The 25,626-nt window shown below is 46.1% G+C and carries 20 protein-coding genes; 6 read left to right on the top strand and 14 right to left on the bottom strand.

The genetic code is table 11. The features are described 5' to 3' along the window. Nucleotides 1–68 precede the first annotated feature (68 nt). The 6 genes from QUA53_RS13145 to QUA53_RS13120 all read right to left on the bottom strand — a co-directional run bounded on the left by QUA53_RS13145 (nt 69) and on the right by QUA53_RS13120 (nt 6,720). A complete protein-coding gene (locus tag QUA53_RS13145; protein ID WP_333095993.1) occupies nt 69–1,277 on the bottom strand; it encodes a DegT/DnrJ/EryC1/StrS family aminotransferase in 1,209 nt (402 codons plus the stop codon). A gap of 607 nt (nt 1,278–1,884) precedes the next feature. Then, entirely contained in the window at nt 1,885–2,460 is a 576-nt protein-coding gene (locus QUA53_RS13140; protein ID WP_333066676.1) for an alpha/beta hydrolase, read from the bottom strand. A 594-nt stretch (nt 2,461–3,054) separates the two neighbouring features. Next, nucleotides 3,055–3,363: a DUF3493 domain-containing protein gene (locus QUA53_RS13135; protein ID WP_333057719.1), complete on the bottom strand. Its 309-nt coding sequence runs from the start codon at nt 3,361–3,363 to the stop codon at nt 3,055–3,057. A 168-nt stretch (nt 3,364–3,531) separates the two neighbouring features. Then, nucleotides 3,532–4,764: a DUF445 family protein gene (locus QUA53_RS13130; protein WP_333095994.1), complete on the bottom strand. Its 1,233-nt coding sequence runs from the start codon at nt 4,762–4,764 to the stop codon at nt 3,532–3,534. 96 nt (nt 4,765–4,860) lie between these two features. Further along, entirely contained in the window at nt 4,861–5,562 is a 702-nt protein-coding gene (ubiE, locus tag QUA53_RS13125) for a bifunctional demethylmenaquinone methyltransferase/2-methoxy-6-polyprenyl-1,4-benzoquinol methylase UbiE (RefSeq protein ID WP_333095995.1), read from the bottom strand. 213 nt (nt 5,563–5,775) lie between these two features. Continuing rightward, complete coding sequence (locus QUA53_RS13120; RefSeq protein WP_333095996.1) at nt 5,776–6,720, bottom strand: response regulator; 945 nt, start codon at nt 6,718–6,720, stop codon at nt 5,776–5,778. Between the two features lie 156 nt (nt 6,721–6,876). On the opposite strand from QUA53_RS13120, the gene QUA53_RS13115 reads away from it, so the two are divergent. After that, a complete protein-coding gene (locus tag QUA53_RS13115; RefSeq protein ID WP_333095997.1) occupies nt 6,877–7,971 on the top strand; it encodes a RuBisCO accumulation factor 1 in 1,095 nt (364 codons plus the stop codon). An 86-nt stretch (nt 7,972–8,057) separates the two neighbouring features. On the opposite strand, the gene QUA53_RS13110 is transcribed toward QUA53_RS13115, so the two are convergent. After that, on the bottom strand, nt 8,058–9,059 hold the full coding sequence (locus QUA53_RS13110; RefSeq protein WP_333095998.1) for a DUF4349 domain-containing protein: 1,002 nt from the start codon (nt 9,057–9,059) through the stop codon (nt 8,058–8,060). Between the two features lie 277 nt (nt 9,060–9,336). Between QUA53_RS13110 and QUA53_RS13105 the strand changes: the two genes are divergently transcribed. Beyond that, nucleotides 9,337–11,799, top strand: coding sequence for an ATP-dependent helicase (locus QUA53_RS13105; protein WP_333095999.1), 2,463 nt, complete (start codon nt 9,337–9,339; stop codon nt 11,797–11,799). A gap of 173 nt (nt 11,800–11,972) precedes the next feature. On the opposite strand, the gene QUA53_RS13100 is transcribed toward QUA53_RS13105, so the two are convergent. Continuing rightward, complete coding sequence (locus QUA53_RS13100; RefSeq protein WP_333096000.1) at nt 11,973–13,709, bottom strand: pseudouridine synthase; 1,737 nt, start codon at nt 13,707–13,709, stop codon at nt 11,973–11,975. A 282-nt stretch (nt 13,710–13,991) separates the two neighbouring features. On the opposite strand from QUA53_RS13100, the gene QUA53_RS13095 reads away from it, so the two are divergent. Further along, nucleotides 13,992–15,674: a tetratricopeptide repeat protein gene (locus tag QUA53_RS13095; protein WP_333096001.1), complete on the top strand. Its 1,683-nt coding sequence runs from the start codon at nt 13,992–13,994 to the stop codon at nt 15,672–15,674. Nucleotides 15,675–16,220: 546 nt separating this feature from the next. Here QUA53_RS13095 and QUA53_RS13090 read toward each other — a convergent pair. From QUA53_RS13090 to QUA53_RS13080, 3 genes are all read right to left on the bottom strand, one after another. Beyond that, nucleotides 16,221–16,961, bottom strand: coding sequence for an MBL fold metallo-hydrolase (locus QUA53_RS13090; protein ID WP_333096002.1), 741 nt, complete (start codon nt 16,959–16,961; stop codon nt 16,221–16,223). A gap of 321 nt (nt 16,962–17,282) precedes the next feature. Further along, the gene (locus tag QUA53_RS13085; protein WP_333248889.1) at nt 17,283–18,053 is read right to left on the bottom strand and encodes an SDR family NAD(P)-dependent oxidoreductase; all 771 of its coding nucleotides are present in this window, start codon (nt 18,051–18,053) and stop codon (nt 17,283–17,285) included. A 721-nt stretch (nt 18,054–18,774) separates the two neighbouring features. Then, nucleotides 18,775–18,927 (bottom strand): hypothetical protein, encoded by a 153-nt coding sequence (locus QUA53_RS13080; protein WP_333096004.1) that lies wholly within the window; start codon nt 18,925–18,927, stop codon nt 18,775–18,777. Between the two features lie 109 nt (nt 18,928–19,036). Here QUA53_RS13080 and QUA53_RS13075 point away from each other — a divergent pair, with 109 nt between their 5' ends. Together QUA53_RS13075 and QUA53_RS13070 are read left to right on the top strand one after the other, a co-directional pair. Continuing rightward, complete coding sequence (locus QUA53_RS13075) at nt 19,037–19,351, top strand: RNA-binding protein (protein ID WP_333077113.1); 315 nt, start codon at nt 19,037–19,039, stop codon at nt 19,349–19,351. A 558-nt stretch (nt 19,352–19,909) separates the two neighbouring features. Beyond that, nucleotides 19,910–20,521, top strand: a complete 612-nt coding sequence (locus QUA53_RS13070; protein ID WP_172191765.1) for a hypothetical protein — start codon at nt 19,910–19,912, stop codon at nt 20,519–20,521. Between the two features lie 176 nt (nt 20,522–20,697). On the opposite strand, the gene egtD is transcribed toward QUA53_RS13070, so the two are convergent. The 3 genes from egtD to egtC form a co-directional block, all read right to left on the bottom strand. After that, nucleotides 20,698–21,741 carry an L-histidine N(alpha)-methyltransferase gene (egtD, locus tag QUA53_RS13065; RefSeq protein WP_333096005.1) on the bottom strand — a complete coding sequence of 348 codons (1,044 nt, stop codon included), beginning with the start codon at nt 21,739–21,741 and terminating at the stop codon, nt 20,698–20,700. Nucleotides 21,742–22,121: 380 nt separating this feature from the next. After that, nucleotides 22,122–23,429 (bottom strand): ergothioneine biosynthesis protein EgtB, encoded by a 1,308-nt coding sequence (locus QUA53_RS13060; protein WP_333096006.1) that lies wholly within the window; start codon nt 23,427–23,429, stop codon nt 22,122–22,124. After that, nucleotides 23,401–24,189 (bottom strand): ergothioneine biosynthesis protein EgtC, encoded by a 789-nt coding sequence (gene egtC, locus QUA53_RS13055; RefSeq protein ID WP_333096007.1) that lies wholly within the window; start codon nt 24,187–24,189, stop codon nt 23,401–23,403. Before egtC ends, QUA53_RS13060 begins: the two co-directional genes overlap by 29 nt. A gap of 165 nt (nt 24,190–24,354) precedes the next feature. Between egtC and QUA53_RS13050 the strand changes: the two genes are divergently transcribed. Next, nucleotides 24,355–24,573: a hypothetical protein gene (locus QUA53_RS13050; RefSeq protein ID WP_333096008.1), complete on the top strand. Its 219-nt coding sequence runs from the start codon at nt 24,355–24,357 to the stop codon at nt 24,571–24,573. Nucleotides 24,574–25,626: the final 1,053 nt, after the last annotated feature.

Raw genomic sequence — 25,626 nt, 5'->3', positions numbered from 1 at the left:
AAAAAACATCCTACTTGCTTTTTCTAAAAAACAGCTAGGATGTTTTAATGACAACCGATTTAACGACTTTAGTCTGCTGTTGCTAAAACTAGACTTTTAGCTTGGCCGATTGCCAAACACTTTTTAACAGCCGCAATTACATCTTCCACATCTGCATCTGTTAATTTTGCCGAAATCGGCAAGCTAACTGTATGCCGCCCAATGTACGCAGCATTCGGATAGTCTTCCGGCTGCCATCCAAACATTTCTTGATAGATAGGATGTTCCGGCATACTCATGTAATGTACGCCGACACCGATATTTTCCGCATTGATAGCGTTGAGAAACTCGTCGCGGCTGATTCCTGCTTTGGCTTCATCTACCAGAATGGTGTACAGGTGATAAGCATGAATGGTATCCGGTTCGGGGTTGGCGGGCAAAGTAATGGGCAGATCCGCAAATGCTTCGTTGTAGCGCTGCCAAATCTGCTCCCGTCGCTGCCAATAAGGAGTAATTCGTTTCATTTGATGAATGCCGATCGCAGCTTGCAGATCCATCATATTGTATTTAAAACCGACTCCCACCACTTCGTAGTGCTGGTAACCCGAGTCTCCGAATCGCTTCCAAGCATCTTTGCTCATACCGTGCAGCGCTAAAATGTTGAGCCTGTCGGTATCTTCTTGACTGGCGACCAGAATCATTCCTCCTTCACCCGTCGTGATATTTTTGGTAACATAAAAGCTGAAGCATCCGAAGTCGCCAAATGTGCCTGCTTTCCGCCCCTTGTACTCTGTTTCCATCGCGTGAGCACAGTCTTCAATTAACTTCAAGTTATGACGGCGAGCAATCTCGCACAGCGCATCCATATCGCAGGAACGACCTGCGAAGTGAACAGGCAAAATGGCTTTAGTTTTTGAAGTTATTTTAGCTGCGACTTGAGCCGGGTCAATATTCATTGTCACCGGATCTACATCCGCCAGTATCGGTGTTGCCCCGGCGTGAATAATCGCATTAACGGTGGCACAAAAAGTCATTGGAGTAGTAATGACTTCATCCCCCGGTTTTAACGAAGCAGCGAGGATGCTCAAGTGCAGTGCCGCCGTACAAGAATTGACTGCAATCGCGTACTGGGAACCCTTGTAAGCATTGAATTCGTCTTGAAAACTCATGACTTTCGGGCCAGTACCCAACCAACCTGTTTTCAGGGTTGACACCACTTCTTGAATTTCAGCATCTTCGATCGCCGGAGCACCGAAAACCAAGAAACGGTCTTTTGAACGAATAGGATTGTAGTTCATGTTGCTAATGTTACTCAGTAAATACCGTCGGTATAGTGAAACTAGGCTATCTTGGCAAGTACGGTTTTATTGGGAATTGAGGTGCTGTTAATTAATACAGTCTCTCACCTTTTTTCAACTTTTTTTAGTCAAGAGTTTTGGCGTATAGGTTGCGTAATAGTGTCTTTTATAGCACGAGCTTACTAATTACCCGTGGTTTTTCCCAAGCGCCTGACTCTGACAGCGTTGATATATCTTAAGATAGATAATCTACAATGTCCACCCGATCGTATTTCAGTTTATGGGGGATACACAAGGTGTTTCCCTATTTTTCACTTACAGAGTTTTATGGATCAAAATATATATATTTTATTTGAAATTTGTGTAAAGGATGGAACGTTTATCCCGACACTTCTTTTACAGCCAACTTATACGATTTTAGATTTTAGGTTTGAGAATGCCTGATTCCCGTTAGGTTTGAAGCTTGTCTACTGTTGCATTCTTTTTTTAAAGTCCTGTCAAAATTAGGCAAATTTTGCACAAAAAAATGTAACTCCCCTGTAATTGATGCAGGTTCAGAAACATTGTGCGATCGCTAGAAGCAATCAACCATCCTTCACAACAGCAACTACAGTCTAGGCAGGCGAATCTTATTTAAAATATCTTGCAGTCGTTCTGAAACGCCGCCCAATTGTTCTGACAAAGCTACAAGTTTACCGTAAGCTTCAACTAAGCGATCGCCCTCAACATAAACTTCTGGAGTAGGATAATTCTTCATCGCTTCCAGAAGTGTAATCTCGTTATCATTAGTTGCAGACAGCACCAAGGCCTCGCGCAATGCTTCTCGATTTGCATTCCCAGAAGGAGTGCTAATTACCTGACCGACTTCATCGAGAATTATTTCCCCAACCTTGCTGTTAAGCGTCCGATCCAAAAAGCTTTGACTGACTTTTACCGGTCTCGTCAGACTGTTGCGAACCGCTTCCGGGTCTTTTTTTGCCTTTCCCAGCAGCATTTCTAACGCGGGCGACATTTGCCCAGTTTCTGCAAAAATTTCTAATTCGCTGACGGGTAAAGTCATTCGGATCGCACTGTATTTGAGCACTACCTTTTCGGCAGCCGCCGCAGCATTGCTGTAAAATACAATTCCCGCGCCTGCTGCAAAAAATAACGTCCACCGCCCTTGGAAAAATGATCGACCCATAGTAAAACCTCCCAACATCTTTTTCTACTTAGACTTTGACACATCTCATTAGTTACTGCACAGGCTAAGGTCTTCGGGAAATACCAAATTATTCTATCGCCCCAGCACTTATACCATTTGAGATTTGAGATTTGAGATTTGAGATTTGCGAATGACTGATGACGATCGTGGTTTTGAACACGGGTCTACAGTTGCATGATTTCGGGAACTGGTATTACCTATATCGGATGCTAGGCAAAAAAACTAGGTTCAGGGCGCTTGTACTGGCCTCCCTGTGCGGGGTGTGCACCCTACTGATTCTCTCTCCCAATCTCCCGCTCCTAGCAAAATGCCGAACGCCAGCTCTTCTATCAGTGAAGGCTGGCGCTGGGCTTAAATTTATTTTATATATTTAGGGTCTTTATGAAAGCTGACCCCAATTGAACGAATGACAAGCGGTTTATGATTAGGGCCTTTAAATTTGCTGACCCCAATTGAAGCCACATAATTATAATTACAGGGATCGCTGGCAAACCAGGATTTCATAATAATTTCTTTATATTTCTAACTTTTCCTTGCCTGAAATAGATTTTTGTCTCGATATGTAAATTTTTGTTACTTCGACTTCGGGGATCGACCCTCGGCGCGCTGCTCCCAGCGAAACAGGAACACCATCAGGGCCACAACTCCGACCTGGAGGGCAAAATTAGGCAAAGCAGAACCAATTTCCCGGCCCGAGGCAATTTTAGCGAGGAAAACCAAGCCGCCGATAAAGCCCGAAGCGCCACAAGCTACGTAAACAAACTGTCGCAGAGGCCGGTAGGGAGTGGCCATTTCTGCGGTTAAACGCTCGTATTGTTGGCGGCTGAGGTTGCGCGGGTTTTTTGGGATGTTTGTGCGATCGTCTGAATTGGGGGCTGGCATAGATGTAGGAAATAGGTAAATTAGGATTGGGCGACAAAAACCCCGTTTCTACCAAAAATCCTCTGGCTGACGGTGTAAATACTGCCGAAAAACGGGGGTTTTGGTACTGTGTTCGCAAGTCGAGCGAATATTATACTACAACAAATATCTCACAACTGCCGAAATAAATCACCGCTGAATCCAAACCACAACTGTCTGCAAACAGCCGACAAAAACACCCAAAAGACCTCCTAAATTTACAATTCCCTGCAACTCGCTTTGGACAATTCCCTGAATTGCTAACTCCAACTCTTCAGGAGAAGTACCTTTTACTCGATCGACAATCACCTGGTCGATATTCAAAATCGGGATAGCCTGAGCTACAATATTTTCTAAATCCCGCTCTAAATAGCGCTCTAAAACCAAAGCCAGTTCTTTGCTCACAATTTCCAGGGAAGCGCTCATCACCGCTGAAGTTTGCAATCGATTGAGAATCAACCGCGAAATATTTTCCCAATCAATAGATTTGCTCAACCCCTCCAGTACCTCTGTACCCCGCTGCTGAACGTAGCTGCGAACGCTGTCGCGCATAGTTTTTCGCAACTGTCTCACAGTAGAAACCGGTAAATTTTGCATCGACAAATTTTGCAGCCATTCCTGAATTCGCCCGCGAATTCCCAAAGAAACAGTTAACTCTGCTAAGCGCTGATTTGTCGCTTCTCTGTCATCCAGACAAAAAGTCCGCAGCCGAGTTAAAGTGTTTCGCAAACCAAACAAATTTGCTACTACCCAATAAGTGCCGCTGGTTTTTTCTCGAAACCCTTCATCGATGATCGAAATATTGCGATCCGTCAAAAAGTCGATTAAAGCTTGCCGCAGCACTTCCGGGGGTATTACTACCTGCAACAACCACTCAGCAAGCTGAGCAGCCTGAGCTTCCGTTAGCTGAATCTCCAGCAAAACTTGGTCAAAAATTTGATTTAGCTGAGCTTCTAAAAAATCTTCCCGGCGCGCCAAAACTTTGAGAATTCGAGGCACAGATTCCCCCAGCAAATCTCGCAGAATGTTAGCGAGAATTTTAGCGGTTTTTTGCTCTGCGTCTGCTTTTACCTGATCCAGCGCCAACTGCAACAGCCAAAGAATTATTGACTGCATCCGCTCGGTTTGCAGGAGGCGGCGCGCTAAGTTTTGCAGCTCCTCCGGCGTCAGCAGCGAACCCATAATTGTGTCGGAAATTCGCTTTGCCAAGCGCTCTTGGTTGCGGGGGATCAAGCCTGGAGTGAAAGGCAACTGCCGCCCTTTGATGTAAATAGCTCGATAGGGGCGGAACAGCATTTTGATAGCTATATCGTTAGTGAAATAGCCAATAATTCCTCCCACTACAGGTGGGGCCAACAACAGCCAAATTTCAGACGGATTCATCAATAATTGGGAATTGGGAATTGGGAATTGGGAATTGGGAATTGTTAACTGTTAACTGTTGACAAGTGACAACAGTCAACTGACAACAGTCAACACTCAACTGACTAATACCAATACTCCCATCATAGCTCCGGCAATGGGGTAGTGGGTGGCGGAGGCAAATCCGGCTTGGCGGGCGATCGCTACTTGCTCCTGGCCGATCGGGAATTTTTCTAAACTAGGATTAATGTAAGCATATTCTTGAGTCATACCAAATTGCTGAGCAATGGGCACTACGAGAGTGTCTAGATAAAACTGCTGAAAGCTCCGCATTAGGGAATTGCTGGGGCGGTGGAGGTCGAGAATAGCTGCTTTGGCACCGGGTTTGAGCACGCGGTGCAATTCCTGAAGACTGCGGGGGATATCAGTCACGTTACGCAGGCCGTAACCCATTGTGGCGCAGTCGAAGTAATTGTCAGCAAAAGGCAAGTTTAGGGCATCAGCTTCTACCCAGGAAATGGGACTTATAGGGGTGAGAAAAGGTCGATCGCGCCTGGCCGCCACGGCCAATTGTTCGGCGGAAAAATCTACTCCAAATACGCAACCGGTCGGCCCTGCTTGTTTGGCCAGCAGCAAAGCTAGATCCCCGCTGCCGCAGCACAAGTCTAAACAAGTATTTCCGGGGCCGGCACTGCTCCATTTCACCGCCATTTGCTTCCAAATTCGGTGTTGCCCAAAGCTCAACCAGTCGTTCAATTGATTGTAAACTGGTGCTATTCGATTAAATATAGTTTTAATTTGTTCGGGGTTATTAGTCATTTCTAATTTTTCATGGGTGATCGATAATTGGTAATTTATCAGCCGAAAAAATAATTAATCCGTGCTTTCATGTCATGCTGTCGCCAGTCATTAATGCTTTTTTATTTGTTAGCGAGCGGTGAGCTTTTGTCGAGAATCATTGGTTTGCTATCATTTTAAACTCAAGACTTAGAGCCGACTAAGGACTAATGACTGATGACTCATGACTGATGACTAATGACCCTGAAAACTCGTCAATACCAAAGCAACTTCTTGAGCGGCGAGGTGAACTGTTGTGAGTTCGTCGGGGCGCAGGGAACAAGGTTGCTTCCACTGCATGGAAATCAGGGCGATCGATCGACCTTTGTGAATCACTGGGATGCTCAGGTGAGCTTGAATGCCTGAGTTCTGATAGTGCGGCAGACTAGCTAGGGCGGTGTCGAGCCCAATATTCACAGCACCCTGAATAGTTTGAGAGCTAATTGCTTCTCGAACCAGAGGGTCATCTGCCAGCCAATTTTCCACAGTTGAACCCGTGGTGTGAGTGCCTTGGAGCGGTATTAAAACATTTTCTTCCACCAGTTGTAAAATGCAATAGTCCGCCAAAAAATTATCACTTATAGCAGTAGCAATTGGGTCTAAACTTGCTTCCAAACTCGGATAATCCACAGCCGTTTGCATGATTGTTGCTAACAGTTGTATTTGATTTTGGGCGCGATCCAATTCCTCAGTTCGCTGCTTGAGAATTTCATAAGTCTCGGCAGCCTTTTGAACCACCATTTTCAGTTCGTTCGGGTCCCAAGGCTTGGTGATATACTTGTAAACCTGTCCTGAGTTAATCGCATCCACCAAGTCTTCAATGTCCGTAAAACCAGTCAAGATAATTCTGACCGTATTCGGAAACTGCGGCACGGTTTTGCTCAAAAACTCCGTTCCCTTCATTTCGGGCATCCGCTGGTCGGAAATGATGACGGCGACCTCGCCTTCGATGCCGAGGACTTCCAAGGCGCGAATTCCGCTCTCAGCTTTGAGCACGTTAAAATCTCGTCGGAAAGTGCGGTAGAGTAAATCCAGATTGTCTGGTTCGTCGTCTACTACCAGCATTTTGGGCTTTTTCGGTCTGTGTAGGGTCATGAGCTGGCGTTTAATTTGATCGAGCTCTGAAATGGCATTATCCATAACAATACGATAAACTCCCCTTTGTAAATTTAGGCGAGCAACTATTCTGTAACAATAGTCTCATAACTCACTTACTATTAATCTATCGCTCTGCCGCGACACGAGCCTTGCCGGTATCCAATCACACATAACTTAGCGCTAGTTTTTGATTCAATTATGACTGATACACCGCAAGATTCATCCCCTCCTGCATCTGCATCCTCCACAAATGCTGTGGATGCCGAAAAGTTAATTCGATCGCTCCGCCGAAAAGAAGGCACTTGGGTAGAGTGGGGACAAGCCTGCACTGCACTCCTAAAAGCTGGCTACAACTCTCAAAGGATTTTTGAAGAAACTGGTTTTGAGCCAATTCAGCAAAATCAAGTAAGCGTCGCAGCCCAAGTTTACACCAGCATGGTAAATGCTGGGGCTTCAGAGGAAGTTCGATCGCACTTCTTGAAAAAAGGTAGCGATATCTTATACGAGTTTCGGATTCTCTCTCAAGTAGAGCGGGCCGGGGCCGCTGCTTTGATGCTAACCCACAATTTGGATGTTGACGATGCTCGCCAAGTTGCTAAAGCAATCAAGGAGTTTTCGCACTTCGGGAGTCTCCCTCAAGGGTTCACAGACACTCCCGGCGATGCTATGGCTTACCAATGCTGGCAATTAGCGAGACAGAAAAGCGATTTGCAAGAGCGATCGCGCTTAATTGCTCGCGGTTTAAAATTAGCTAGCAGCCAAACCGCTAGGGCGCAAATCGAGCAGTTGCTGGTCGATTTTACGGTAGTTCCGAGAAGGGAAGCGCCCCGCTTACCAGTCTACCGACTCGATACCGAGGAACAATTGCCCCGGATTGTCCCGGTTGTGGGCAAATTGCCGCTTTCTACGACAGATTTGCTGGCAGTGCCTTTGCCGGAGGAAATCGAGCCGTTCCGAATGGTAAAATTTTCTGGAGCCGGAGCTTGGGTGGCGATTCCCGGATGGCAAGTAATTTTGAACGCTGAAGATCCGGTGGCTGTTTTGGAAATGAGCGATAGATTGCCGGTACCGCTGCAAGGCAAAGTTGAAGAAGTTTTGATTATTGCCGATCGAGCCCAAAGACAGTGGGATGCTGAGAGTTATTTCCTCGCCGATAACGCTGGCAATTTAGAATTGTACTGGTTTGAACAATCCCCGGATATTCCTATTTTGGGGCGAGTTGTTCTGGTGATGCGTCCCAAAAAGATTGTGGATGAAGACTATACCAAAGATGGATGGCAAATTGATGATTAGTCACTTGACTGTTGACTGTTGACTGTTGACCGTTGACTGGAAAGCTAATAACAACGAACAACTGACAACTGACAACGAACAACTCACTACTGAGGCGGTTTCGGTTCTGGAGTGGTCGGATTAGAATGCTGTTTCTTAAATCGATTAAAGCCGTAAACCGCAGCCGCAATTAACAGAAAATAAGGACTATAAGCCAACAGCCAAATACCCAAAGCAAACAAACCGAGCGTCAATTCGCCCACAGAATGAGTCGCTTTCCCCCAAGTTTCCTGTACCCGCAAACCTAGAGAAGGTTCGGGAGTTTGTTGAGCAGATACTGCTGCTTCTAGAGTTAAGCTAATAGTCGAATAGGCTACTTGATTTCGCAAACTTTTTAACTGAGCGTCAATGCGTTCGATCGACTCCCGAATATTGCTCAACTCCTGAGCAGCTTTGAGCACGTCGCCGACAGAGCCCGATCGCTCCATAATTTTTAACACCATTTCCTCCGATTTGCGGAGGTTCCGCAGCCTAGCCTCGCTGTCAACTAATTGATCGGTAACATCCTCAGCCGTCAGAGAACGGTTCTCGACAGTTCCGAGTTTTGCCAAAGCCTCTAAAGTCGTTTCTAAACGTTCTTGAGGCACGCGAATCTCCACAGACGCCGTTTGGCGGACACTCGAATCCGGCGGCTTTTGATTTTGGAAACCCAAGATATCGCCTTGCTGTTTTTCGACAATATTAGTAACAGATTTAGTGCTGGCGTCAATAGATTTGACAACTACACTGAGTTCGGCTTTTTTAATCAGTTGGGGACGGGTTGCTGGAGTTTCTGCTGCTTTTTTTGATGAACCAGGAGCTTTTGACCTTTGGGCTGCTGGCTCTGCTGCGGGTGGGGGTGGTGGAGCCGATGCGGGAACTTGGTTTTCACGGATGCTAGATGAAGCTTCGCCGCCTGTAGCATTGGGCAGTGGAGATCCGCAGCTAGGCAAAGCAATGGTTGAAGATAAAGTTAAGAATAACGCCACAGCAAAACGAGTTGTGCTTTGGTTAGCTGGGTTTGGGTTTGGCTTGAGCGGGGGCGAATTGGTTTTGAGGTGAGTTTCCATTTGGGTGATTCCTATAAAAAAGGCTTGGGTATTGAATTTTATGCTGGTTTCAATTTAAGCTTCAATAGATAGTGTTAGTTTAGCCGATACCGAAATGGAAACGGTAGAGGTTGAATACTTGGGGATTTTTAACCGCAGATGTAGGTCGATCGATGTTGGCGCAATGACGGTTTGGGTTCTGCGCAGAGGCGATCGCAACTAAAGCAAGTAGGTTTCTGATACCGTTTGAAAATGCTGAATCCCACAAATATTTTTCTAATCTAAAATCTAAAATCGCATGACAGATGAATTTGATACTGATTTTATGCGATCGACAACCCAGATCGATCGCCCGGATGTAGCCTCAGCGCTTTCAGAATCAGGGTTTGCGGCAGTTTTGCGAGAACAAGCTTGCCTTAAAATTCGCGAAAGCTTGCGTGCGGGGCAGCAGGACATGGCGGATTGGCAAGGCGGCCCCCTTGCTGTTTCGGCAGTTCCGGGGGCCGGGAAGTCTACGGGAATGGCTGCTGCGTCGGCAATTGCGATCGCCCGCAACCAGCTTCACAGCCGCCGCCAGTTAATTGTCGTGACGTTTACGCGATCGGCTGCTGCTAATATTAAAACTAAAATTCGGGAAAGATTGGCAGAATTGTCTTTATCTCAAGGCGGTTTTGCGGTGCACACTTTGCACGGTTTAGCTTTGAATATTGCGATGCGGCATCCTGATTTGTCGGGTTTAAATTTAGAAAATTCAACCTTAGTTACTCCAACTCAAAGTCACCGATTAATTCGCACCTGTGTAGAACTTTGGATTGCGGAAAATCCCCGCCGATATCAAGTTTTGTTGGAAGGACAGCAATTCGACGGAGAGGAAACGGAGAGGCTGCGGCGGCAATCGGTTTTGCGGACGGAAATTTTGCCGCAGGTAGCGAAAACTGTGATTCACGAGGCGAAATCTTCGGGTTTATTTCCCGAACAGTTGTTAGAAATGAACGCTCTCGATACTGGGGACGGTTATGAGATTTTAGCTGTAGCTGGGGGTTTATATCAAAAATATCAGGCTTTGTTGAGGAGTCGGGAATTTATCGATTACGACGAGATGATTTTAGCCGCTTTGCGGGTGTTGGACAATCCGAAGGCGAGGGCGATCGAGCAAAAGCAAGTATTTGCTGTTTTTGAGGACGAAGCGCAGGATTCTACACCTTTGCAGACTCGGCTTTTGGAAACATTGGCGATCGATCCCGATCATCCTACTTTACCTCCCAATTTTATCAGAGTTGGCGACCCAAATCAAGCGATTAATTCTACTTTCACTCCCGCAGACCCGATTTATTTTAACCAATTTTGCGATCGGTGCGAAGTGGAAAATAAGTTAGCGACAATGGACGGCGCCGGCCGTAGCACCCAGGTGATTATCGATGCAGCTAACTTTATGTTGCAATGGGTAAATAGCTCGAAATTAGCGGGAACCGAACAGCCTTTTCGCGACCAAACTATTAAGCCAGTCCCCAGCCATGACCCGCAGCAGAATGCAAATCCGGCTCCCATTGGTCGCGGATTAGAATTGCATACTCCCCGCGATATTTACCATACAATTGAGTTAATTGGCAAGCGGGTAATTGAGTTAGTTGAGGAATTTTTACCCACAGATTTTGATTTTGGCAGGGATGGCAAAGATATCGATTCAGGGGGAGAAGCGAGGGAGGGGGAAAATAATGCCAAATTGCCGTTAGAAAATCTGAAATCGATGGCTATTTTGGTGCGGGAAAACAAACAAGGTAAGTTTATTAAAGAAGTCCTGGAAAATCCTCAAAAACACGGATTAAGCTTTGATTTGCGGAAATACGGGATTAAAATTGAGGATGTGGGAGAGCGGGACAGACATTCTCAAGTACCTTGGGAAATCTTAACACTGCTGCAATTCCTCGATCGCCCGCACTCTCCAGACTACCTGAAAGCAGCCTTAAAGATTTTGAGCGATCGGCAACTGATCCCCAAACAAGACTACAATGCTTTTGCCACTAGCCCCGAGCAATTCCTTTACCCAGGCCCGCTAGACCCGCAGCAGTCAGACCCCGTTCGCAAATGCCGCTATTTTTGCTGCGGTTTGCTGCAAGCTAGCTTAGAACTGCCACCCTACCAAATCATTTCATTCTTAGCCTTAGCGCTGCAATACGATCAAACAGAATTAGCCACCGCCGACAAATTAGCAGAACGGGTAGCAATCCAAACAGCCGGCAACAATTCAATGCGTAATATTTTGGATGTACTAAGCGAAATTGTCAGTTCCGAAAGATTTGAACCTGTGGATGCAGACGACAAAATAGAAGAACGCTATACCAGCAAAGGTCAACTAACAATTATTACCATGCACAAAGCTAAAGGATTGGATTGGGATTGTGTATTTTTGCCGTTTCTGCACGAACAAACCATCCCCGGAAATTTGCGTGTTTTGCCGCAAGCCCGATTTTTAGGAGATTTCACTTTAGCAGAGGTAGCGAGAGCACAAATTCGAGCAAGTTTGCACGAAAAATATCCTTTACCAAATCTAGGCGAAGCCTGGGAACAAGCAGGTTATTTGAAAACAGCAGAAGAGTTTCGACTGCTGTATGTGGCGATGACGCGAGCAAAAAGTTTGCTGTGGATGGCGGCGGAGAAAAAAGGGCCTTTTACTTGGAACAAACCAGAGAATTTACAGGAGCAAAAACCTTGTCCGGTAATGCCTGTTTTGAAGCAGAGATTTCCGAGTAATGCGATATAAAAGAAGTAAGAAGTAATCAGTAATAATTAGCTTGTTCCCAGCTCTACTCATGGGTGACAACTTAACCTGAAGTTCCCCGATTTGTTGCTCCGATTACCCAACAATAAATATGTGCTGCCTCTATCTGTAATTCCTACTGCTCAACTATCCTTCGTTGCCCGATCGCCCTTAGCTTAAAATGGTGTTTCTGCCTGTAAGTGCAGCTTTTCTCCCAACTGCGGATGCTCAAACGAAAGTTCCCGCGCGTGCAAGTGTAGCCGATTCGCAGCAGCCCGACATCCGTAAAGTCGATCGCCCAAAATCGGTATCCCCAACCCTCGAACATCCGCTGCATGAACCCTCAATTGATGAGTGCGTCCCGTCAGCGGCAAAAACTCGACGCGATCGCAATTTCCCTCCCTCGCCATTACCTGAAAGCGAGTAACACTGGGTTTTCCGCACTCCCAATTGACTTCCTGGTAAGGGCGATTTTCTGGATCGCCCCAAAGTGGGAGTTCGAGCGTCCCCGCATCCATTTTTACACTACCCGAAAGCACCGCTTCATAAACTTTGTGAACCTGCTTTTTTGCAAATTGCTGCCTGAGTTGACTGCTAGTTTCTTTGTCTTGCGCCAATAGCAAAATCCCCGATGTTTCCCAATCTAAACGATGCACGACTGTCAAATTTAAACTATCCAGTAACAAGTTACGCAAACGACTGAAAACACTATCTTGATTTTCCAGATAACGACCTGGAACTGACAGCAAACCAGAGGGTTTATTGACTGCAATCAACCATTTGTCTTCATAGATAATGGGTAGCATTTGCGTAACGGGCAAGATGCCCGTTCCACAATAAAAATTATTGCTTGTGGGGAGTAGGGGTTGGGCTTCTAGCCCGCCCGTCAAACCCTCATTTATATTAGAAACAATCGGATTTTGAGCCAATCCTGACAGCAAAAAACCCATCAACGGCTGACACCGATCGCCACAAGCACCATAAAATTCTCCCTGTATCTTATCCCCCGATGGCGGCCCCCACCAAAACTCAGCCATTGCCAGCGGTTTCAGATTGTGTACTGCCGCGTAGTGGAGCAATTTTGGCGCGCAACAGTCGCCGGTGCCAGTGGGAATAGAATTGGTTGGCATCAATGAGGATAGCGAGATAGATTTTCCCAAAAAATTCACCAGAGTGTAAGCTGCGTGCATTTGCGTTTGAAGTTCGCGGGAAAGTTCTTTTCGCCGCTGTTTCAGCGCCCGCATCCGCCCATCGGCAGCTTCAATTAATTGTTTTAGCGGCTGCAATGTTTCATCCCGCTGCCGTTTTAATTGCCTGCGTTCCATTTTCTCCAAACGGCTTTCTTGATTCAGTTGTTCCAGGGCAATTTCTAGTGTTTCTGCTGCGAGAGTTTGACACAGTAACTGGCGTTTTTCGTCTCGCAGCAGCTTGCAATTGCGATGCCGATCGCTCAATACTTGCATTTGCACTTCAAACTCCCGAAATAAGGCTTCATACTCTTGTCGCTGCGGGAGTTGATTCAGTGCAATAAGTTCCTGTTTCATCGCCTCCAATTGAGTTAAGGTGCGGGCTTCCTCGCAAGCAACACGATCTCGTCCCGGAATCGGTGGCACCCAGCCCTCAACAATGCTGCAACCGTTCAGCAGCCCGGAAAATGCTTTGAGTATCCCCTGTTCCCCCGAAGGCATCTCCACCAGTAATATGCCGTACATCTTCCCTTCGCGATCGTAGGAATCGTCAGCCGCCAGGTACTGCATCAAACCCCGCGCGAGATCCTCGGACATTCGAGTGCGCGGCAGTCTCAGCAGTTCGCCACTTTGAGGACATCGGCCTTCGTACCAATAATTCGGCTGCGAGTCGATCGACTCCCAATCGCAGTCAGTGAAATCTAAAAGCGTGTGCAACTCTAGCATCTTAAATTTGGTTTTAAACTTGAATTAGGGCATATGTGCTTGTGTCCTCGATGCTTTCGGTCAATCGAAAATTGAAAATCGACTGACCGTATCTTACAGGGGTGTACCCAAAGTGAGAAGGGTGCATAATTTTATACCTACTCCAATTAAGTAAAAAGGATTTGTCGCACCAAGCCTGATATGCTAAATTTGTTTCAAAACAGCAGCGATATTAAGAAAAGCATAAGTTAATATATAAGACCGCAAGCTTGTTATCCCACTAAATTTTTATGTGAAAGGCGTATGCCAGACCTCTCGACTTCGGCTCCCGAAAACTCCTCAAACCCCCAGCCAGCCCTGCTGCCGCCGATTTTAAGAATTTTTGCAGCATTTCCCGATTACGATCGGGGCAATAGATTGTACGCATCGGGAAGGTACGAAGCGGCAGTGCTTTGTTACGGAAAAGCGGTTCAAATTAAGCCGGACTGGGCCAGGGCGTGGCTGAATCTGGGCAAAGCTTACAAGCAACTGCACTCCTACGCAGAAACCGTAGCCTGCGCCGATCGAGCTACAGCAATTAATCCCGAAGAATACTGGGCTTGGATGCTGCGGGGCACAGGGCTGTTAAGTTTGCAAAATCACTCAGAAGCGATCGCGGCATTCGACACCGCAATTCAAATCAATTCAGAAAAGCACGAAGCTTGGTATCAGCGGGGCAGAGTTTTAGAGGAATTGCAGCAGTGGGATGCAGCCGCAACCTGTTACAAGAAAGCAACCCAACTTCATCCGAATTTGCCCGCCATGTGGTATCGGCAAGGCAACGTGTTGGTTCAAGCGGAGCGCTATCCTGAAGCCGTGGCGGCTTTCGAGCGCGCGCTGAAACTCGTCCCGACTAATTGGGAAGCTTGGCTGAACCGAGGTTTGGCTTTGATGAAAGCCGAACGCTACGCTGAAGCTGTAACTTCTTACGATCGCGCCATTCAACTGCAACCACAAAATAGTCTGGCTTGGTTCAATCGCGGCATTGCTTCAGCAAAATTGCACAAATATGCAGAAGCGGTGACAGCTTACGATCGGGTACTGCAAATGCAACCCAACGACTGCGAAGCTTGGTTTTATAAAGGAATGGCCCTCAAACACCAGTGGGCCGACGCGGCAATTGCTTGTTTCGATCGGGCAATTCAAATTAATTCTTTTTATCCCGAAGCATGGATCGGGCGCGGTCAAACCTTGTCAGAATCGAGAGATTTTGAAGGGGCGATCGCTGCATTTGACAAAGCCATTCAAATTAATCCAAATTTCCCCGAAGCTTGGCTGGGTAGAGGCATCGCCCTAGCAGGATTGGAACGCTACAAAGAGGCAATTATCGCTTACAGCAATGCCCTACAAATTGAAGGTAATTTTCTAGAAGCTTGGAACTTGCGAGGCGAAGCTCTGGAAAAATTACAGCAATACGAAGAAGCGATCGCCTGTTTTGATAAAGTAATCTCTCTGACTTCACAAGCAGAAATTACATCAAAAGTAGGTTTGCAGCAAGGCGCAGCGCTGGAAAAATTGCAGCGTTACGAAGAAGCCGTCGCAGCTTACAACCGCGTACTAAAAATCGTGCCAGACAATTTTGAAGCTTGGTTGCAACGCGGCAACGCTTTATCAAAATTGCAGCAGTACGAACAAGCTCTAGCATCATACGATCGAGCAATTACTGTCTGGCCGGACAACTATCAAGGCTGGGTACAGCGAGGTTTGATCCTAGGGGAAATGCAGAATTATTCCCAAGCACTCGTCGCTTTTGACCAAGTGATTCAACTCAAGCCAGACAACTGGGAAGCTTGGGCGCAGCGGGGCGACGTTTTGCAAAAATTGCAGCGAACTCAAGATGCTATTAGCTCTTACGGAGTCGCCCTCGAAATCAAACCCGATTACTACGAAGCTCTAGTCAGTCGAGAAGAATTGAGACTCAAGGGCGCGATGTCAGGAAAGTGGTAAGGGGAAATTGACAAATAGTTTTGAAATTGCTTTGTTCCTCGTAAGACCGCGCTGGCGTAAAGCTTGAACTATTTATTTAACTTAAAACTAAAAAAACTTCCCTCTTCTCTCTTCCTCTGCGTTCTCTGCGCCCTCTGCGGTTAATAAAAAAATCTAATTCCCCAAACAATTAGTATTGCTATATCCGCCTGAATATCCTGAGCATAATTAGGGCTTGCTGAATTAGTTTTCCAAGTAAACACTGTATGGAGGGTGTTAGCAAAAAAAGGTGGAAGAGTGCAAGATAAACAGGTAAAATAGCACAAAATCCTTGCATCGCCATTTGCGATCGTGTACGGAAAATTTGAGCTTGTTCCCCTCCGGGCCTTGGACTTTGAACTAGCTTTCCGGCTCTAAATTGTCAGCCCTCAACCTTTTTTATACTGATACCCTTGCCATGAGATGTTGTAGAAAAAGATCGGACCAGTGTCGCGGACAAAAAAGCCTTGGATACGCCGATGGTCGATCGAACCATCAGAATCTGTTACCAAAAAAATGATGAAATTTCTAGTTTTGAGAGTTCCTAGACCCGGCAGTGAAGGCTTTTAACTCAATAGCATCGTGACTGCAAAACACGCGCACATCTTTACTATGCTGCACCGATAAGGCGTGCAGCCGGTCTTGATTGAGCAACCGAGCCTTGCGATCGACCTCCATCATCCATTGGTAGGCGCGCAAACCGGGTGTGCAGCGTCGGTTAGCGGCATCCATCTCGTGTCGGTAGAAATAGGCATCCCCTGCGTGCAGAAGCCAGCCATCGGGTGTATCAATGGCAATGCCAGCATGACCGCGCGTGTGCCCCACCAACGGGATTAACAAAATTTCCGGCGGCAGCCCGTCGAGGTCGCGGACAGCTTCAAAACCGAACCAAGGTTCGCCACCCGCCGAATAGTATTTCCAGCGTTTGACTTCATCCCACTGCCCCGGACGATAGCGCCTTTTTGTGATGAAACCGTGCCGATCCTGTGCGGCATCGATTTCAGCCTGCATGACGTGTACGGTTGCTTCCGGGAAATCCTCTAGACCACCGGCATGATCGAAATCGAGGTGGGTGAGCACAATATGGCGCACATCGCTTGGTGAAAATCCGAGCTGTTCAATTTGATGGATTGCCGTGTACTGGCGATCGAACTGGATGTTATTAAAATGGACGAAAAACGGGCTGAGCCGGGAGTAAGGCGACTCGATATCCCGCAATCCGAAACCGGTATCGATCAGAACAAGTCCCTGATTCGTTTCAACGAGCAAACAGTGGCATACGAGGTTAGCCGTCAAACCGCGACTGAAGCCATCGAAAAGCGCCCCTCCAATGGGACACATACAGCCACAATTGAGATGATAAATTTGCATAAATGTGCTGCACTAAATTACTTAGGCGGGAACCATTTATTCCTCAGTTCGCATCCAATGCCGATGCTGCATAATGTCATCGATGAACGCCTGAGAAAACTTCGCTAAATCGTCACTACCGGGAGAAGTAAACACGCTTTTATCGGCTGCAACCTTGCCATTATCTGCGATGTTTACTTTCTTTAAATGTGCACATAAGAATAGTAAGACCGGCGCGAATTATTTGTTAGCAGAACCCGGTTCAGTAAGCCGGCGGTGCATTTCGGCATTGACGGTATCAGGCAAAACTTTGCTGGCGCTGGCTAGAATCTTTGTCTTGAGTGAACCGGCGATAATGTCGTCCTTACCCGCCATCAGCGCCTCGAAGCCCTGCTTGGCAACTTCGGCCGCGTCGTCTTTCTGGTCTGCGCCCGCCTTCGTGTCGTCCATTCCCGCCCGATGGAAGAAATTGGTATTCGTCGGTCCTGGCATCAGCGCGGTAACGGTGACGCCTGTGTCCTTTAACTCGTTACGCAGCCCTTCTGAGAAAGAGTGTATAAATGCTTTAGATGCCGCGTAGACTGCCTCGAACGGGCCGGGCATTAGGGCGGCAATTGAGGAAGTGAATAGAATCCGTCCCTGGCCCCGATCGACCATATCCTTAACTACCCGTTTAGCCAAATGCACAGACGAGACAACGTTGAGGTTAATCAGATTTAGTTCGTCCTTCAAGTCTGTCTCGCGGGCAAAGTCGCCCCCGACGCCGACACCGGCATTAATTGCGATCGCATCCACTGGCCGATTAGTCACTTTTATCTGGTTGTAGAGCGCCTCAACACCGTCGTAGGTAGCGAGGTCTGCCTCCACTGTCTCGACTTTGGCACCGAGCCTCTCAAAGGCTTGAGCTGCTTCATTGATGCTCGCTCCGGTGGCGGTGACTAGGAGATCGAATCCGTTTTGAGCGAACTGTTTGGCGAGTTCGTAGCCGATACCGTTAGAGGCACCCGTCACGACAGCCAAGGGCCGGGTCAACGAACTGTTTATAACCATCTAAAATCCTCTGTTACTGCTTCACGCTCGTTTGTCTAGACTTGCTTTTCTCTGTACCAGACAATCTTTGTGGACTGTGGGCTTTCAACTTTTACAATGCTAGGGAGGTAGGAGAGCGATCGCATCTTTCCCAGGACATAAGCTTTTAGGCATTTAAATACGGTCTAATCGAAAACAAACTTCATGCAATTAGTGTAAAAATGACAGCCGAGAATCATCTTAGAGAAAGAGCAAATAGAGAAACTACATAAAGCCTTACAAAATGAATAAAATGGAAATCTTATTGAAATAATTATATTTAGATAGCAATCCTTGCAGGAGTCGTAATTTTTTTACCCCACCCCCACCCTCCCCGCGAGTTCGGGGAGGAAGTAAGAAATTCACAAATGATGCGAGGATTGCTATATATGTATAAAAAAATGCGCGTAGATATGGCTAATAACTCTTTTGATAATTATTTGGGAACCGTTATTCTCTGGTGCTAAATCGGAGGCGATGAGAAACGGGAGATGAAAGAGGGGAGATTGACTCGGAAGATTAATCCTGGGCTAAAAACATTTATCTCTGGGGGAAGGGGGAGGATGCTTGCCCAGGGAGAACAGTGCGTGATGTTAGTTATAAGTGAATCTCAGGCACTGTTCTCAATCAGACCCAATCAACCTGGTAACAGCGACGAAAAATCTCAGATATCAGGTCGATCGCGCAGCAAGAAACCAAGCGCATGACGCCCAGAGTGTAAGATGTCAGTTATCACGAATACTTTCGGTTGCCAATTGCCCGATCGCCCCCAAAATTGAAAATTATCACAGCCAATTGCTGATTCTGCTGGCTTCATGTTATAGTGGTTTCCCAAGAATTAAATTCGGTTGCGTAGTTTGTTGGTATTTATTTACAAGCGTCTCTCCGAATCTAAGTCTCTGCACCCTAATGATTCTGGAGATTTTATGTCGATTTACGTGGGTAATCTTTCATATGAGGTAACATCAGACGACCTCAACGAAGTATTTGCCGAGTACGGTACTGTAAGCCGCGTCCAAGTGCCAGTGGACCGGGAAACAGGCAGGATGCGGGGTTTTGCTTTTGTGGAAATGGCAAGCGAGGCAGAAGAAGCAGCAGCCATCGCAGCTCTAGACGGTGCTGAGTGGATGGGCCGCGACTTGAAAGTCAACAAAGCCAAACCTCGCGAAAACAACAACAAACGCTCTTCGGGCGGCGGCGGTGGCTGGGGCGACAACGATCGCTCTTCACGACGCTACTAAGCTTTGACACTGAAAATTTGAGTTTTGGTAGTTGACGGCAGGTGCGAATGCTGCTTTTTTTTCCAGTTGTTCGATCGACCCATCAAATAAAACTCCCAAACCTCTAAATCAGTTTTGCCCCCTCTTTGGAGGGGGCTTTGTTTTTGGCGAAAAATCCCGCCAGGTACGTCTGCGATGCAGTTCCCACTCTAGTTCGTGATTCGATACCCTCTTAACTGCTTTCTTTAAGAGGCTGTCGGGATTTCGCGGTTCGACTCCTGTAATACCAATTTAATGTGAAGTTGCACATATCTCGATCCCCCTAAATCCCCCTTAAGAAGGGGGACTTTGATCGGAATCTTGTCCCCCCCTTACTAAGGGGGGCTAGGGGGGATCGGATTCTATGCAACCTCATAAAAAATTGGTATAAACTATCAAACTAGAATTAAGCAGTAAGAAAAGTTAGAATAACGGCAAAACTGAATATTGCCCAGAACAGCAAAAATATCTTTACCGAAGATTAGTTGAGAAAACCAGCCGAATATCAGCCAATATCTTGATTTTGCCTCAATAATAAAGATGTCCAAGGTCTACAGCACGGCGGAACTCATTAAAATCCTCGAAGAAGAGCGCCAAGCCTGCTTGCATGGGCGGCGTCTCAACTTGACTGAAACTCCTGCTACAGGCAACCCCGTGATTGACCGCTTTCTCAAATCTGAGGGAGTTCAGAAGTTCACTGCTTATCAAAATTTTAAGGCTGCCGTACACGAATACCAGCGGGAACATCAAGTTTCTGGGATTGTCTGGCGGGAAATGGCGGTTAAAGGCAATACTCTACGCTATCCGGCAGTGGATGACGAATTAATAGCTCTACCGGTTGATTTGATTACGTTGAAGGCAGCTAAGATTGCTATGTTGGAATTCTGGCAGCAGGTAACAGCCGGGATGGATTTGTATTTAAGCATTAACAGCGGGAAGGATTTTCGATCGATCGAGCCGGTTGATGTAGAGGCTATAGCCCAGCGCACAGAATGGGCCAGTCTCTCGAAGTGGGAAAAGTTGGATTTTCTAGAAATTTTGTTGCAGTTGGGCTGGGGGAAGCCGGAGGAAGCTTATTATAAGCGGGGATGGCCGACATCGGGCAGCGAGTACATTCACGCCGTCAAACCCGGACAGCGGCCGATTTGTTAATTAGTCAGTAGTCAGTAGTCATAGTGCTGTCCCCGCTCGCGAACGTTATTAGTCAGCAGTCAGTAGTCAGTAGTTACTGATTATTGGGAGATATTCAAAACAAATAACAAATAACAAATAACAATTGGCAATTGGCAATTACCAACTGCCAACTGTCAACTGTCAACTGTCAACTGTCAACTGACATCTGACATCTGACAAAGCATCAAGCCAAACCACTGATTTGGATCTGTCCAAACTTGCACCGGCATTAAACCACGCTGCGAAAGTTCTGTCTTTACAGTATGGAGATTAAACTTGCGCGATATTTCGCTGCGGATAGTTTCTCCCGCTGCAAATTCAACCGTTAAATTAAGAGAACGCAACTGAACTGTTTGCGCTTTTTTACTTTTTAAGTGCATTTCAATTTGACATTCCTCTTGATTGTAAAAAGCCCAATGCTCGAACTGTCCTAAATCAAAATTTCCCTCATATTTTCGATTTAAATGTCGCAGCATATTCAAGTTAAATGCTGCCGTTACTCCTTGACTGTCATCGTAGGCAGGCTCTAAAATATCCTTAGATTTGTCCAAGTCAATTCCCAGCAAAAAATACTCTCCCGGCTGCAATGCACCGACAATTTGCGAGAAGAACAAATCGCATTCTTGAGCGTTGAGATTGCCGAGGGTACTGCCGAGAAAGCAAATCATTCGGGTTGGCAACGGCGACGGTGCAATTTTAGCTAAGGCTAATTCGTAGGTGCTGACAAGTCCGTGAATCTGGAGCGACGGATAATCTGCCAACAGTTGACAAGCGCTGCTTTCTAGGATACTAGGACTGATGTCGATCGGCAAATAATGCAGGGGATACTCCAGTTGACTGTAAGCATCAAGGAGAATCCGAGTTTTGGTGGAACTGCCGCTGCCGAGTTCCACAATTTCGCAGGGGCCCGTTAAATTTGCGATCGCCCCCGCGCACCGCTGCAAAATAGCCGTCTCAGTGCGCGTCAAATAGTATTCCGGCAACTGGCAAATCAACTCGAACAGGTTTGAGCCGCGATCGTCGTAGAAATACTTGGGAGGCAGGGATTTGGGGGTTTGAGTCAACCCGCTAACTACATCGCTGCCAGCATTGATTTCTGCGGGTGTCAGTGCCGCAGCGCTCACCAGTCGCTCTAAGTGCAGTCGGTTTTCTTTCGTTGAGGCTGAGTTTGTCGTGTCGGACAGTCTTGGGGATTTCATAAAGTAATTTTTAGATGCACATATCGGTATAGCACGCAGTCACGTTGCCAAATATCGCGCTCAAGTCAGATTTTTCATACCGATCTCTGTTCTGTATTTTCTCACCGGATGGCGATCGCATCCACAATTAAAACTTAAAATTTGTCTACAAAAATTATTAAATAATTAACAAAACTTGTTTTACTTGAGCTTGTTACATGGAAAAAAGTTGGGCATTTCACAAACCAGTTTTGTCCCCAATTCGCTCTCCAGCCCTTTATTTGATGTTCGTCAAATAAGCTTTATAAGACAAGTATTAAGGAATTTGTTAATCTGAAAAGCCCGATGACTCAAATCCTTAATATGAACAAATGTGATAGTAGTTATAATGACATAGCGAACTACTTAGCGCAGCGAAAACCAGCAATAATTTGCCGCACGCCCGGATAGTACCAATTCCGAAAGGTCGATCGCAGTGCCTGCGGAAAAGTAGCCCAACTACCCCCTTTCAAAACCCGGTGTTCTCCATCAAAATAAACTTGAGAATATCCCCTGTAAGGGTAACTTTCAAATCCCGGATAGGCGTCAAAGGTTGAAGCAGTCCACTCCCAAACATTCCCCAACATATCCCAGCAGCCGATCGCGCTTGCTCCTTTGGGAAAGGCATCAACTGGCGAGGTATTGGCAATATTATTGCCGTGATTGCACAGGCTGCCGTTTGGCGGTTCTTCTCCCCAAGGATAGATGCGATATGTTTGATTTGTGGCATTCCAACTCGCAGCTTTTTCCCATTCGGCTTCCGATGGCAAACGCTTGCCGATAAAGTTGCAGTAAGCTTCGGCTTCGTACCAACTGACACCGCAAACTGGATGGTTGTTGAAAGCTGGATTTTCTGACCAGTAAAGCGGTTGAGAGACGGCTTCGCCTTGCAGCCATTTCCAGCCGTCCGCTGACCACCAATCAGGGTTTTGATACCCGCCGGATTCCATGAAATCTCGGTATTGACAGCAAGTGACCGGATAGCGATCGATTGAGTATGCTTCTAAATAACACAGGTGGCGCGATCGCTCGTTATCCAAAGCCTCAGCAGCATCGCTTCCCATGTAAAATTCTCCGCCCGGAATTTCAATCGCCGGGGAATCGGTAATTGGTAATTGGTAATCGGCAATTACTCCTCCCTCTTTCTTATTCCTTCTATCAGTTACGTCCCGGAAATCCGTTAAATCCGTTACCAAATCCGTTGCCGAACTTCCTTCTTCCTTCTTCCTGTGCATTTGCAACACGAAAGCAACAGTTTCGCAGTGCTGGCTTTCGTGCTGAATAATAAACCGCCAGAGACGTTCTTGCTTGTCGATCGGCGCTACTTCCAAATAATCTAACACCTTTTGTCTCACCGCGTCCAGATATAATTCAACTTCAGGTAACGTCGGCAGAAAAACCCGTTGTTTTTTCGGCAAAATATCAGCAGCAAACAGTTGGTGATAGTGAGGAAAGACTGGTTCCAAGCCAGCACATCGTTGCAACAGCCACAAATCCTCCGTATAAGCAATGTGACCTAAGTGCCAGCCAACTGGACTGAAATCAGGATGAGCTTGGCGGCAAAAAGTATCATAATCGATGTCTGCAAATAGCTTGAAAGTGCCGTTGCGACACTGCTGCAAATCGCGATAAATTGCCTCTCTACAAGATTGGATAGATTTCGATATCACGCTCTACTCCGGTACTGATAATGCTCTGGACTGGACACTCGTGCCAATTGCCAGCAAATAAAGGTTCAGAAGCAATGATGACAGAATTAGGGAAATTCAAATCGTCTCGCAGCCAATAGAGGGAAGGAGGGGTTTTTTGGGAAGCAAAGCGAGAGGCAACGAGCTGGTGTCCGTCGCTGATAATTATATTAGCTGAAAATTCTACTTGGTGAAAGTTTGCTAGCTCTGCCAAAGTTTTCAGTGAGTTTCGCAAAGCAGCTTCTAGAGTCAGATTTGCTGCTGTCAATTCATTGACAAACAAACCGAAGATATGCTCGGAATCTGTAGTGCCGTTAATTGATTGATAAATGGTATCGCTAAGTCGATCGCGAATTGGTCTGTAAAGAGTTTGACGAAAATTCTTCACGAAGCCGTTGTGTACGAACAGCAGGCGATCGTTCTGAAACGGCTGACAGTTGCTCAAATCTACAGATTGTCCTGAAGTTGCACTGCGAACATATCCGATCGCGCATCCAGATTCGACGTATCGACTGATACTCGGAAGGTTAACGTCGCTCCAAATTGGCTGTACATTTTTATAGGTAAACGGGTCAGTATCTAGGTGCGGGTGATACCAACCAATACCAAAACCGTCAGCATTGAGTAGGCCAGAAGTCATTTCGCGGGGATCGTAACTCTGCACAATTAGGGAATGTTCCGGCTTGTACAGAATAGCATCGAGTAAAATCGGCTCCCCGAGGTAGCCAAGCAAACGGCACATAAAATTTTTACAGCAATTTAATTAGCATTGTAAGTCATTAGCCGAAAAATTGCCCGATCGCGCATCTTCAGCGCTGGAAACAGGGTTTTTTGTAGGCCGCTACCAGCATCGCAGTACAAACGATACAGTTAAGGTAGAACCCCTGCAGCACAAGGAGACTCTTGAATGTTCCTCGACGAACTCATCCCAATGGCGAAAGAATTGATCGAACAGCCGATCGCCTTCGCGGGCGGATTTTTATCTGGCCTGCTTCGACTCAACCTTCACGAAGATCCCGTTAAAAGCTGGATCGACGAGCAAGCTGGTTCAACTTCCTACAATACTCCCCCAGCCGAACCCACCAACGGTAAAAGCACGGGGCCTCAGTCAATCTCGATCGACTAAGGAAAAGCAGTAACATCCTCCCAACGCCAAACTGATTACAGTTATGGCGTGGGCTTCCAAACATCACAGTTTGGCTTTTCGCGTTTTTCTCTTACCGGATTTGCACACTTGGCTAGACTGAATTTCTCTGTGTCCGCTAAAAAATCTGGACAGACACTTAGACACTTTCGATTCCCGTATAGCCTTTCTCAGATAGATGAAGTACAATAACAGCAGTATGTAAACCAGTTCCAAATATTTTGCTGAGAAAGTTGACGGAATGCAAACTCTATCGCCTTTCCTAATTATTGATAATGTGTTGTTTTGATAAAACTGAAAATATATTTAAGTTTTAACCATAACTTCTCAGGTTTGTGAGAAATCGGGCGAAGGGGGCGAAAAGTATATTATTACTTTAGCCCTTTTTCTTGACTAATTTATTTACTTATTTTGCCTATTTGTACGATGCTTATCCATCACTACCAAAGCATTTTTTATAATTTATGTAGGTGACCGGATTGTAAAATGCTCTAAATGTAATTGTATTATGTTCCTTCTTAAGTTAACTTAACTTATAGAAAAAAGTTGACTATTAGGTAGTATAATGTTTGTGAAAATATTTTACACATTTTTTCCTTTTAGGTATCGCCATTAAACCTTTTATTGATAGACTTAAAGGAAAGTTATTCAAAATTTTAATTGTTTTTATTTTCAACAAGCTGCGCTAAAATTATTAGTTGTACTGCCTTGATTTTACATAATTGCATAAATTAGCTCGCCGAAAAATATTTTTGGTTTTATAACCCTGGTTAAGTAATCTTTTTTTTGACAAAACTGAGAACTCTCCCAAACAGTTAGCTATGAATTTTTGTGAAATTGCTTACCTAAAGATAAACGTCGATAATTTTTTGTTTAAAATCAATATAATCAGCTTTCATTGCTAGTAATCTATGATATTTGCGATGGGCGAATAAACCTGCTGTGAGTGGAGGGGACTTCCCCTCCACTTATGGTGATGCTGTGACTATTAAGCGCATTAGAGTTCATTTATCTTCTATTTTACTGTTATGAATA

This window comes from Microcoleus sp. Pol12B3 (assembly GCF_036701355.1).
Taxonomy (GTDB): Bacteria; Cyanobacteriota; Cyanobacteriia; order Cyanobacteriales; family Microcoleaceae; genus Microcoleus.
Note: the sequence above shows the minus strand (reverse complement) of the source record. Positions and strands in the feature narration are given on the sequence as shown.